The organism is Loigolactobacillus rennini DSM 20253 (assembly GCF_001436505.1).
Lineage (GTDB): Bacteria > Bacillota > Bacilli > Lactobacillales > Lactobacillaceae > Loigolactobacillus > Loigolactobacillus rennini.
Genome location: NZ_AYYI01000103.1, coordinates 55,685 through 67,312 on the forward strand (window position 1 = coordinate 55,685; position 11,628 = coordinate 67,312).

General features: G+C 40.9%; 8 protein-coding genes, 7 tRNA genes, 1 riboswitch and 1 other annotated feature. Of the genes, 2 read left to right on the forward strand and 13 right to left on the reverse strand.

Translation table 11 applies throughout. The features are described from left to right. Nucleotides 1-10 precede the first annotated feature (10 nt). Nucleotides 11-745 carry a pseudouridine synthase gene (locus FC24_RS10660; RefSeq protein WP_057874837.1) on the reverse strand — a complete coding sequence of 245 codons (735 nt, stop codon included), beginning with the start codon at nucleotides 743-745 and terminating at the stop codon, nucleotides 11-13. Further along, nucleotides 745-2,376: a putative polysaccharide biosynthesis protein gene (locus FC24_RS10665; RefSeq protein WP_057874838.1), complete on the reverse strand. Its 1,632-nt coding sequence runs from the start codon at nucleotides 2,374-2,376 to the stop codon at nucleotides 745-747. Before FC24_RS10665 ends, FC24_RS10660 begins: the two co-directional genes overlap by 1 nt. Nucleotides 2,377-2,485: 109 nt before the next feature. Here FC24_RS10665 and FC24_RS10670 point away from each other — a divergent pair, with 109 nt between their 5' ends. Further along, a complete protein-coding gene (locus FC24_RS10670) occupies nucleotides 2,486-2,914 on the forward strand; it encodes a universal stress protein (protein WP_057874839.1) in 429 nt (142 codons plus the stop codon). Nucleotides 2,915-3,087: 173 nt separating this feature from the next. On the opposite strand, the gene FC24_RS10675 is transcribed toward FC24_RS10670, so the two are convergent. Both FC24_RS10675 and leuS read right to left on the reverse strand, forming a co-directional pair. Next, on the reverse strand, nucleotides 3,088-4,155 hold the full coding sequence (locus tag FC24_RS10675) for a M24 family metallopeptidase (protein WP_057874840.1): 1,068 nt from the start codon (nucleotides 4,153-4,155) through the stop codon (nucleotides 3,088-3,090). Between the two features lie 320 nt (nucleotides 4,156-4,475). Further along, entirely contained in the window at nucleotides 4,476-6,896 is a 2,421-nt protein-coding gene (gene leuS / locus FC24_RS10680) for a leucine--tRNA ligase (RefSeq protein WP_057874841.1), read from the reverse strand. 71 nt (nucleotides 6,897-6,967) lie between these two features. Then, nucleotides 6,968-7,174, reverse strand: a binding site (T-box leader). A 127-nt stretch (nucleotides 7,175-7,301) separates the two neighbouring features. Between leuS and FC24_RS10685 the strand changes: the two genes are divergently transcribed. Beyond that, the gene (locus FC24_RS10685) at nucleotides 7,302-7,952 is read left to right on the forward strand and encodes a phosphatase PAP2 family protein (protein ID WP_057874842.1); all 651 of its coding nucleotides are present in this window, start codon (nucleotides 7,302-7,304) and stop codon (nucleotides 7,950-7,952) included. Here FC24_RS10685 and FC24_RS10690 read toward each other — a convergent pair. The 9 genes from FC24_RS10690 to FC24_RS10730 all read right to left on the reverse strand — a co-directional run bounded on the left by FC24_RS10690 (nucleotide 7,943) and on the right by FC24_RS10730 (nucleotide 11,557). Continuing rightward, nucleotides 7,943-9,418 (reverse strand): MDR family MFS transporter, encoded by a 1,476-nt coding sequence (locus FC24_RS10690; protein ID WP_057874843.1) that lies wholly within the window; start codon nucleotides 9,416-9,418, stop codon nucleotides 7,943-7,945. The two genes, FC24_RS10685 and FC24_RS10690, sit on opposite strands and share 10 nt — an antisense overlap. A gap of 108 nt (nucleotides 9,419-9,526) precedes the next feature. Next, nucleotides 9,527-10,714, reverse strand: a complete 1,188-nt coding sequence (metK, locus tag FC24_RS10695; protein ID WP_057874844.1) for a methionine adenosyltransferase — start codon at nucleotides 10,712-10,714, stop codon at nucleotides 9,527-9,529. Beyond that, nucleotides 10,715-10,802, reverse strand: a riboswitch (SMK box riboswitch). It lies immediately after the preceding gene. Nucleotides 10,803-10,966: 164 nt separating this feature from the next. Further along, nucleotides 10,967-11,040: transfer RNA gene (locus tag FC24_RS10700), tRNA-Asp, on the reverse strand. A 4-nt stretch (nucleotides 11,041-11,044) separates the two neighbouring features. Further along, nucleotides 11,045-11,118 (reverse strand) — tRNA-Met (locus FC24_RS10705). Between the two features lie 10 nt (nucleotides 11,119-11,128). After that, nucleotides 11,129-11,216 (reverse strand) — tRNA-Ser (locus FC24_RS10710). A 10-nt stretch (nucleotides 11,217-11,226) separates the two neighbouring features. After that, nucleotides 11,227-11,298 (reverse strand) — tRNA-Glu (locus tag FC24_RS10715). 15 nt (nucleotides 11,299-11,313) lie between these two features. After that, nucleotides 11,314-11,401 (reverse strand) — tRNA-Ser (locus FC24_RS10720). 4 nt (nucleotides 11,402-11,405) lie between these two features. Then, nucleotides 11,406-11,479: transfer RNA gene (locus FC24_RS10725), tRNA-Ile, on the reverse strand. Between the two features lie 7 nt (nucleotides 11,480-11,486). After that, nucleotides 11,487-11,557, reverse strand: a tRNA-Gly gene (locus FC24_RS10730). Nucleotides 11,558-11,628: the final 71 nt, after the last annotated feature.

Sequence of the window (11,628 nt, forward strand, 5' to 3'; positions counted from 1 at the left end):
AGCCTCCACATCACTTTGAATTGCACAATGATGTTTTTAATGCTTCTATTTCAGAACTCGTCAATGGTCGGTATTCCCCAGCTTTTAAAGCCGGGTCTAAGGTTAACGGCCCCATCTGCAACCGTTTAAGCTGCAGAACTTCTTTTTCCACTGCTTGAAATAACCGTTTAACTTCATGGTATTTTCCTTCACGTAACGTGATTTGAATCCAGCTTTTTTGTTGTTGTGGGTCAGTTTTAAGAATGGTTAACTCAGCAGGTTGAAAATGATAACCCGCCTTAGTCGTGATGCCTTGTTTAAAAGTTTGCTGGTCGGTTGCTGTCACTAGCCCAGCAATGATTGCCTGATAAATTTTTGCCACTTGTCGTTTCGGGCTGAGTAATTGATGCGCCATTTGACCATCATTAGTTAGCAATAATAACCCAGTGGTATCTTTATCCAAGCGACCGACTGGAAATAAATCTTGCCGCCAATCTGCAGTGCTTAATAAAGCTAAGACCGTCTTTTGGTGTTTATCAGTCGTTGCGGATAACGTACCTGCCGGCTTATTTAGCATGTAATAATAAAATTGTTGGTAATGAACTGACTGACCTGCGACAGTAACTTGATCCTGGGGTGGCGTCACTTTTAGCTTACCAGTTACGGCAACTTTGCCGTTCACTTGTACTTGTTTGCGCCGAATTAATTGTTGAACTTGTTTACGGCTGCCATAAGCCGCGTGAACTAATAATTTATCCAATCGCATTATTTTATCCCCAAACGGCGCCGTAATCCGGCCATGCGGCTACCTAATAATTGATCGCCAACACGGCTTTTTAAAATTAAGTAGCCGTAGACAATGGCACCCACACTGGCTACTAACACTAAAACTAACATACTGTGCAACCGATTAGCTGGATTCAAGAATAAGTACAGGCCTTGTTGTAAGGCAACACAAATAGCATACATAATCAACGCGAACAATAATGTTTCCGAGAAAAATTTAACCAACTCGGCCACTTTAAGGTGGAACATATTATTCATAGTATGCAGCATCAAATAGCTGGCGACAATGAACCCAATTGCAGTTGCAACTAATGGTCCAAACACTTTAAAAAGATAAATCATCGGGTACTGCACGCCAATTTTAACTAACAATCCCACTATAAAGTAAGCAATCGCTAAACGATTTTGGTACAGTCCTTGCAGCATGGCAGAAACAACAGTAAATAATCCTAAGACAATCGACATGTATGAAGAAAATTCCAGTACTAAAGTACCGGTAAAATCATAACCATAAAAAATTGTGTACAAAGGCTTAGCAACTGCCGCCATCCCCACTGCTGATGGAATCATGATAAAAAAGAACAATTCAATGGTACTATCAACTTGATCTCGCACATCGCGAAAGTCGTGTTTTGTGTAGGCTTCAGATAGTAATGGGATCGAGGTGATTGCCATCGAAGAGGCTAATGAAACAGTAATCATAATTAATTTATTCGCATTAAAAGCAAATAAGGCATATAACGCGTTGAATGTGGCCCGTGTGCCAATAACAAAGTCATCAATCATACTGAAGAAGGTGTACTGATCGACTAATTGAAAAATAGTGATCCCAGCATCTAAAATAATGAACGGGATGGCTTGATAAACCATTTCTAACAGCATATCGCGCGTAGAAACGTTCAATTCAGCAGCACTATTTTCCGCTAATTGGTCCCAATATTTACGCTTACGTAAATAATACCAAGCTAACACCAATAAACTGGCTAAAGCGCCGACAAACGCCGCAAAAGTCGAATGCGCTACCGCTGTTACATAGCTGCCGTGCATAACCTTCATAATCCAATAAGTCGCCGCTAATAAATAAACAACCCGGGCAACCTGCTCAACAAATTGAGACACTGCAGATGGCGCCATATTTTGGTACCCTTGGAAAAAGCCCCGAAATAGACTCATCACTGGAATAATCAATAACGGCCAAGCCAAAGAACGAATAACTGGAATCGCATGTTTATCGCCAGTTGAAATTATCGGGGCCAATAAATACAGCGCAGCAGCCGAAATTAGGCCCATAATCAACATTAAAAACAGTCCGCTACGGAAAAGTTTCCGTCCCGTGGTATATTCATTCATCGCATTATAATGTGCAACTTGCTTCGCAACTGCGCCAGGAATACCAGCAGTCGAAACAATTAAGAAAATACTGTAAATGTTATAACCAATAGCAAAAAGTGCATTAGCTTGTCCACTGAAACGACCAAGCATCATCAGCCAAGGGATAACATACAGCGCACCTAAAATTCGTGAGAACATACTGCCAGCAGTCATCCAAGCTGAGCCACGCAACATTTTTTCTTTTGAAGTGGCTACTTTTTTTTCTGGCTCATCTGCCATAATTTATCCCCCACAAACTAAATTTCATTTCGTCACAACCGGTGTCTTTCCTTTGACGTGGCCGGTTCAAAAATCCTATAATGAAGAAAAAAGCAAAGGTGGCGATTTCATGCAACAACCAACTTATTTAGTGGCCGTGGATGGTTCCAAAAATGCTAAACGCGCCTTTCAAACCGCACTTAAACTAGCGGTTAATACGCAAGCACAGTTAAAAATTTTATATGTCATTAATGATCGTGGCTATGATCAACAGCGTTTTAAGCCTGAATATTTACGCTTAATTGACGCTGAGCATCAATTGGCCGAAGAATTAACTACAGAATACACGACAATTGCGCAACAACAGCAAATTGCGGTTCAGCCAATTTTAAAGTATGGTTATCCAAAAGAGCAAATTATCGCCTACAGTCAAAAGCAGCCAGTTGATTTAATTTTTTTAGGTATTACTGGTAATAATGCCTTTGAAGCTGGCGAATTAGGCGCAACCGCAAGTTACGTCATCCGGCACACACCGGCCAATGTCTTTCTAGTCAAATAATTGACCAATCTTCATTTTATCATTTTCAGTTTATTTTAGATACTAAATTATGCAAAACAACTTGAAAAGCAACGTCTAACTAATGTTGTGTTCATTATCTATTATAATTTAAAGCTGGCTGATTCTTAATACGAATCGGCTAGCTTTAATTAATTTAGTCACAACTGTTCGTTTTATAAAACAATTAACTCATGAGGTATGCTAATCATGTTTTCGTAGCCCGTTGCCGTCACCAATACTTGATCTTCAATCCGAACGCCACCCCAATTTGGCATGTAAATCCCCGGCTCAATTGTTAAAACTGTATTAGGCTGAAGTATTTCATCGTAAGTTTCAGCAAGTAAGGGTTCCTCGTGAACGGTTAGGCCAATACTATGGCCAATTTTATCGTACGTTAACGGACCGTATTCAGTTCCTTGTAGTGGTTTTAATGACTCTGGATAAAAACGTTTAGTCGAAACACCTGCTTGAGTAATGGCTTCAGCCGCTTCTAAGCTTTGCTTTGTGTAGTCATAAACTTCTTTTTGCTTAGCAGTCGGTTTGCCCACAACTACTGTTCGCGTCATGTCGGATAAATAGCCATTATACTGACAACCATAATCTAATAGCACAAAATCGCCATACTCAATGGCTTTCTTTCCGGGAATGCCATGAAGCAAAGACGTTTTCTTTCCCGATATTAAAATATTGCCATAAGGCTGAGTGTCTGCGCCTTCTTCCACCATGTACAACGCCAATTTAGCGGCCAGCTCTTTTTCCGTTACACCCACTCGGATATCTTTTATAATCCGTTCAAACGCACGGCAAGCAATGTCACAAGCAATTTTTAAATACTGAATCTCTTGTGGTGACTTCACGACTCGTAGCGCATCAATGACGCCACCTGCTCGTTTAAAAGTTGCCGCTGCTTTTTGGTTCAGATCAAAGTACATCCCATAAGTCAGATAATCATCTTCAAATGCAATTGATTTCAGCCCAAGTTTTGCCGTCAAGGCCGCAATGGTATCACCTACCGTTTTGCCGGGTAACCGCCAATTAATAATCGAGTAGTCTGGTAATTCTATTTCAGCTTGTTCAGTATAGCGGGGATCGGTTAAAAAGAAACCTTGATCTTGCGTTAAAAGTAAATAAGAGTCATCACCAGTCCACCCACTAGTAAAACGAATATTCTCACGCTTGGCCATAAAAAAGGAATCGATCTGTTGCTTTGCTAAGTATTGACGGATTTTGCTTTCATTCATAGGTACTGCCTCGCTTTCTAGTTCGTCTTTAGTAATATCATTATAGTTTAGTTTAACTGGAAGTAGCGGTTGATACAATCGTTTTCAAATCAACAAAGTGAACTAATACTACTACCAGCTATAAAAGCGCCGACAGTACAACCTATTATGCTTATGCTGACATCGTTAATGTTACTTTGTTGATGAGTGGCTACTAGCTTTTAGCGATAAAAATGCCCGCCAATAGTGCTAGCTAATTGACGGACATTTCAATCATTAATTTAATTATTACCTAAAAAACAGCTATCTATGGCACCGTTCACTTTGACATTGCTTTTAGCTTACTTAGCCACAATATTGATTAATTTTTTCGGAACCACAATGACTTTACGGATCGTTTTATCCTGGGTAAAAGTTTGCACTTTGCTATCTGCTAACGCCAGTTTCTTTAATTGTGCTTTGTCTGTATCTGGTGCAACTTTTAGCTTGGCACGCAATTTACCATTAACTTGAACCACGATCTCAATTTTGTCGGCTACTAATTGCGATTCATCATAGGTCGGCCACGGTTCATAAGTGATGGTCTCTGAGTGGCCTAATTTTTGCCAAAGCTCTTCCATCATGTGTGGTGCAACTGGGTACAGTAATTTAATGAAACCTTCAACATAAGGAACGGGTAGTACATCCACTTTATAAGCCTCATTAATGAAGACCATCAACTGTGAAATTGCTGTGTTAAAGCGCAATTGACTGTAATTTTCAGTTACTTTTTTCACTGTCTGATTATAAATCTTACTTAGGCGCTCATCCTTAACGGTAGTAACCCGATCACGCAATTCGTCTTCATCATCAATGAATAGCCGCCAAACACGGTCTAAAAACTTCTTGCTGCCATTCAACCCATCATCGCTCCAAGCAGTGGAAGCATCCAACGGTCCCATAAACATTTCGTACAACCGCAATGTGTCTGCGCCATATTCCGCTACAATATCATCTGGGTTAATCACATTACCTTTAGACTTAGACATTTTTTCATGGTTATCGCCTAAAATCATGCCTTGATTATAGAGCTTTTGGAAAGGTTCCGGCGTTGGTACAACCCCTAAATCATAAAGGAATTTATGCCAGAAACGTGCATACAACAGATGTAAAACAGCATGTTCCGCACCACCAATGTAAAGGTCAACCGGCAACCAGTCCTTTAATTTATCATAATCAGCTAATTTTTCTTTATTATGCGGATCGATGTAACGCAAGAAATACCACGAACTGCCAGCCCATTGCGGCATTGTGTTAGTCTCGCGTTTCCCTTTACGACCATTTTTATCAACCACATTGACCCAATCCGTTAAATTAGCTAACGGGCTTTCTGTATTGCCAGAAGATTTAATGTCATCCGTCTTAGGCAAAATGAGCGGTAATTGATCTTCAGGAACTAAAGTCGTTTCACCGTCTTCCCAATGAATAACTGGAATGGGTTCACCCCAATAACGCTGCCGAGAAAAGATCCAATCCCGTAAACGGTAATTGACTTTCTTTTGCCCAATCCCTTTATCAGTTAACCAAGTTAACATTTTTGCAATGGCCGCTGGTTTATCCAAGCCGTTCAAAAAATCAGAATTGACGTGCGCGCCATCACCAGTAAAGGCTTCTTGATCAACGTCGCCGCCTTCGATAACGGGCTTAATCGGTAAATCAAATGTACGAGCAAATTCATAATCACGTTGGTCATGCGCTGGAACAGCCATAATAGCGCCAGTACCATAGGAAGCTAACACATAATCAGCAATCCAAATCGGCATTTTTTCACCAGTTGCTGGATTTAACGCATAGCTACCTGTAAACGCACCTGTTTTGTCTTTAGCTAAATCTGTACGTTCCAGATCACTTTTTTTAGCCACTTCTTTTTGATAAGCTGTCACTGCTGCTTTTTGTTCAGGTGTGGTTAAACTTGCAACTAATTGGTGTTCAGGTGCCAAAACCATATAAGTGGCGCCAAACAATGTATCTGGCCGAGTTGTAAATACTTTAATTGTTGTAGCAGCTTGCCCAGCAACCGTAAAGTTGACGCTTGCCCCTTCAGAACGCCCGATCCAGTTACGTTGCATCTGTTTAATGCTTTCTGGCCAATCAACCAACGCTAAGTCATCTAATAATCGTTGTGCGTATGCAGTGATTTTTAGCATCCATTGCCGCATTGGTACCCGATAAACTGGATAACCACCGCGTTCTGTTTTACCATCAACTACTTCTTCATTGGCCACTACTGTACCGCCTAATAAATCAGGAGCCCAGTTAACTAACACTTTGGATTCATAAGCCAATCCCTTTTTATACATTTGTTCAAAAATCCACTGGGTCCATTTATAATAGTTGGGATCTGTTGTGTTAATTTCCCGACTCCAATCGTAAGAAAAGCCTAGTGAATTAATTTGTTTACGGAAAACTTCAATATTTTTCCGCGTAAAATCAGCTGGTGAGTGCCCGGTATTCAGTGCATATTGCTCAGCTGGCAGCCCAAAAGCGTCCCAACCCATTGGGTGCAATACATTATACCCTTGCATCCGCTTCATCCGTGCAATAATATCCGTGGCAGTATAGCCTTCGGGGTGCCCAACATGCAAGCCTTTTCCGGAAGGATATGGAAACATATCTAGTGCATAAAAATTCTTTTTTTGGGGATCTTGTGTGGTCTTAAAAGTATTGTGCTTTAACCAATACTGATTCCACTTACGTTCAACCACTTTGTGATTGTAACTCATGATTTAACTTCCTTTCACACTTAATTGCCAACAAGTACACTGAATAAAAAAACGCCCCACAGGAAAATCTCCCGTAGGACGAATGGATCGCGGTGCCACCTACATTTTGCGTTTAACGCAACACTTTTGCTATAACGCGCAAACGAACCGGTCTACTGATAAATCATTCAACCGATTATTCAAAGGCGAGTTCACCTTCACACCCTGCGATTTTCCATCGACCAATCGCTTGCTGGCTAGCGGTAGTAAAGGTTACTATTCCTCATCAACAATTATTATTAATACACAAAGCATACCAAAAAGCCCTTTTGAATTCAAGAAAACTTTGTGTATGCTGTGGTACACTAATTTTAATTCACTGATTAGTAAGGAGTGGCCATTATTTTTTCAAACCCAGAGCAGCGCATGCAAAAACATTTGCTTCAATTCAGTATGACAGCTTATACGATTTTACTCATCCTCATTATACTAGTACAAATACAGCCAGCTGGTCTAAACCGCTGGGATCAAACGCTAAATTATCTACTGACAGCTTTAAGGCAAAGCTGGATAACACCGGTAGTCTCTGCTTTAACTAATTTTGCTAACCCTAGTAATTTAGCTATCAGCAACATTATTTTATTAGCGTGTTTACTCATTTTTAAGCAATACACACTCAGTTTATTGCAATTATTTAATGCCATCTTAGTTGGCAGTGTTGGCAATCATTTACTGAAAATAATTATAATGCGGCCGCGTCCAACTGCCACAACACACTTGGTACCAGTAGGTGGTTATAGCTTTCCTAGCGGTCATGCTGCAGCTAGTATGGTTTACTTTGGCTTTTTGATTCTGCTGACCTATTACTTTGTTAAACGGCAGCGTCCAAGACGTTGGCTAATGTTACTTTGGGTCAGTCTCATTTTATTAATCGGCCTAAGTCGTGTTTACGTCGGTGTTCACAACGTTAGTGACGTGCTTGCAGGCTGGTGCTGGGGGTTAGGCGGCCTGTGTTTCAGCTGGTGGTGCTTCAGCAAATGCCGGTTGTTACCAGTTATACATCACTATCACGATTGATTCAGGTTCTTTTTCGTCCGACCAGTCATAAAATTAATCACTAAGGCAACTAACATTAACCCGACAGAAACATAATAAATAACATGTAAGCCGCTATAGAGGATTTCACGTAAGTATGGTAGTAAGCGTGCAGGTAAATTCACTGCCGTTTGCGGATTTACTAACTGATTCATCATATCATTTGTAATTCCCTTACTTTGGAATTTTTGTACACCACTTGCAAGGTGCAGATTAATTACAATCCCATAAACGGAAACCATTAGCGTTTGTCCTAAAGTACGACATAACGTATTAAAGGAAGTGGCCACTCCGATTTGATCTTGACTAACTGAATTTTGTGTCACCACGGTAGTTGTAGTAATGGTAACGCCAAATCCTAATCCAAGAAAACCAGCAATGACTAAGAAAGTGACAAAATGCGTGGTTTCAGGTACTAGTGCTAAGATCAAACTACCTACTGTCAATAAAGTTAAACTGCCAAACAAAATCAAACGGGGCCGGTATTTAGCCAGTAAATTACCAGTAATAAATGAAGCCACAACCCACATCAGTGAACTAGGTGTGACAACAAAACCACCCATTGAAGCAGGTAACCCTAAAATCCCCTGCATCCACATCGGCATATAAACTTCAAAACCCATCAGGAAACCACTGACTAAGGCTGCCACAACATTTTGCACATTAAATGTACTATTTTTAAACAGTGCTAGCGAAATAATCGGATCGCTAACTGTTTTTTCTGTCCGCAAAAATAACATGAAACACAAAATTGCAAAAGCAAATAAGACCAATAACAAATACGAAAAACCATTTTCCATGATTTGAAAAGCATACATGACGGCTAATAGTGTGAGCATCAGCCAAATACTACCCCAGTAATCAACCGGTGCTTTACTCGACCGTCGTTTTTCAACTAAAAATTGTCCGATTAACCAAATGGTAATTAAACCAATCGGGACGTTGATGAAAAATACCCAATGCCAGCTTAGTTTTTCAACAATAAAGCCCCCTAATAATGGGGCAACAACCGATGCAATTCCCCATGCAGAACTATTAAATCCCAAGACTTTGGCACGTTTTTCCAATGGATAAATATCTGCAATAATAGTAAAAGACACCGGCATAATGGCGCCGGCACCGATTCCTTGTAGTGCACGAAAAATAATCAACGTCATCATGTTTTGCGCCAAACCGCATAACCCAGAACCTAAAATAAATACTGCTAAACCAAAAATAAATATTGGTTTACGGCCAATACGGTCGGCTAATTTGCCATATACTGGCGTTAACATGGCATTAGTCAAAAGATAAATTGAAAAAATCCAGTTCATCATGTTAATCCCATGTAGATCCCCCACAATTGTTGGCATCGCAGTGGATACAATTGTGCCTTCAATTGCTGTCATGAAAGTTGCGATAAAAATAGCGATCGTAACGACAATGACATTTGTTTGTTTTCTACGCATAAATTCTCCTTTTTTAAATTAAGCAGCCTGTTCTTAAGTCTTTTTCGAACTAAAGGGCAAAAAAAGACCCTCACCAAAATATTGGTAAGGACCGCCTCTTTGCACTCGTTAATCTAAAATTTGGTGTAAAGCGTCAACTTTATCGAGCTTTTCCCAAGGTAGATTAATATCTGTACGTCCAAAATGACCATAAGCAGCTGTTTGTTTGTAGATTGGCCGCTGTAAATCTAACATTTTAATAATGCCAGCAGGCCGTAAATCAAAAATTTGCCGGATTGCTTTAACTAATTCAGCTTCAGGTACAGTATTGGTACCTTGCGTATCAACTGAAATTGATACTGGTTCAGCGACACCAATGGCGTAAGCTAATTGAATTTCACACCGGTGCGCATAACCCGCTGCCACAATATTTTTAGCAATATAGCGGGCAGCATAACTGGCCGAACGATCAACCTTTGTTGCGTCTTTACCAGAAAAAGCGCCCCCACCATGTTTCGCAAAACCACCGTATGTATCAACAATAATTTTACGCCCGGTCAAGCCGGAATCGCTCTGTGGTCCACCAATAACAAACCGACCAGTAGGATTGATCAAATACTTAGTTTTATCATCTAACAATTTAGCTGGTACCACTGCTTTAATGACTTTTTCAATCATATCTTGACGAATCTGAGCCAAGGTTGCATCTGGATTATGCTGTGTGCTAATGACAATGGTATCTATCCGACTAGGCTGACCAGCGTCGTCGTATTCAACGGTAACCTGCGCCTTTGCATCTGGGCGCAAATACGGAATGCTACCATTTTTACGCAATTGAGCAACTTTACGCATTAAGCGATGGCTTAACGAAATTGGTAATGGCATTAACTCAGGTGTCTCATCGATTGCAAAACCAAACATCATACCTTGATCGCCTGCACCAATCCGGTCCAATGGATCCTCGTCATGGTGCCGAGCTTCATAAGAATCATCGACACCTTGTGCAATATCTGGTGATTGTTCATCTAACGCAACCATCACCGCACAGTTGTCACCATCAAAACCATAGGCAGAATCTTTATAACCAATTCCCTTAATGGTATCCCGCACTGTTTTTTGAATATCAACATAGGCACTAGTTGAAACTTCTCCAACCACTAAAACTAAACCAGTGGTTACCGTTGTTTCCACCGCAACTCGAGCCTTTGAATCTTGTTCTAACATCGCATCTAAAATTGCATCACTAATTTGATCCGCAATTTTATCTGGATGGCCTTCTGAAACAGACTCAGAAGTAAATAAATGTCTTTCACGCATAATAACTTATTCCCCCTTTTAATAATCGGTTACAAGGCATTTTTGTGACTTTTCACAAATCCTTTCGGGAACCTAAATGCAAACCATAAACTAGTTTAGCACAGCCAATGAGCCATTGGAAGCCTAAACTGCAATTAAAGCCACTAGTTTAATTTTAGCTACCGTCAAGATTAACATTGCACAGCAACATGTAAAGCATTAAAAAAAGTAGCAACCAATGGCTGCTACATCAGTGATAAATTATGCAATTGACGGTTCCAACGGGACTCGGACCCGTGATCTCCTGCGTGACAGGCAGGCGTCCTAACCAACTAGACCATGGAACCATAATTGCGGGAGTAGGGTTTGAACCTACGACCTTCGGGTTATGAGCCCGACGAGCTACCAGACTGCTCCATCCCGCGATAATAAAAAAGGAGGATGAGAGATTCGAACTCTCGCATGCTTTTACACATCTGACGGTTTTCAAGACCGTTCCCTTCAGCCACTTGGGTAATCCTCCAAGATGGAAATGACCCGTACGGGATTTGAACCCATGTTACCGCCGTGAAAGGGCGGTGTCTTAACCACTTGACCAACGGGTCATAAAAATAAAAAAACGGAGAAGGAGAGATTCGAACTCTCGCGCGGTATTACCCGCCTACACCCTTAGCAGGGGCGCCTCTTCAGCCACTTGAGTACTTCCCCAAAATGGGCCTAAATGGACTTGAACCATCGACCTCACGCTTATCAGGCGTGCGCTCTAACCAGCTGAGCTATAGGCCCATAGTAAAGCGGGTGACGAGAATCGGACTCGCGACAACAGCTTGGAAGGCTGTGATTTTACCACTAAACTACACCCGCATACTATAAAAGCTTATAATGGCTCGAGACAGAATCGAACTGCCGACACATGGAGCTTCAATCCACTGCTC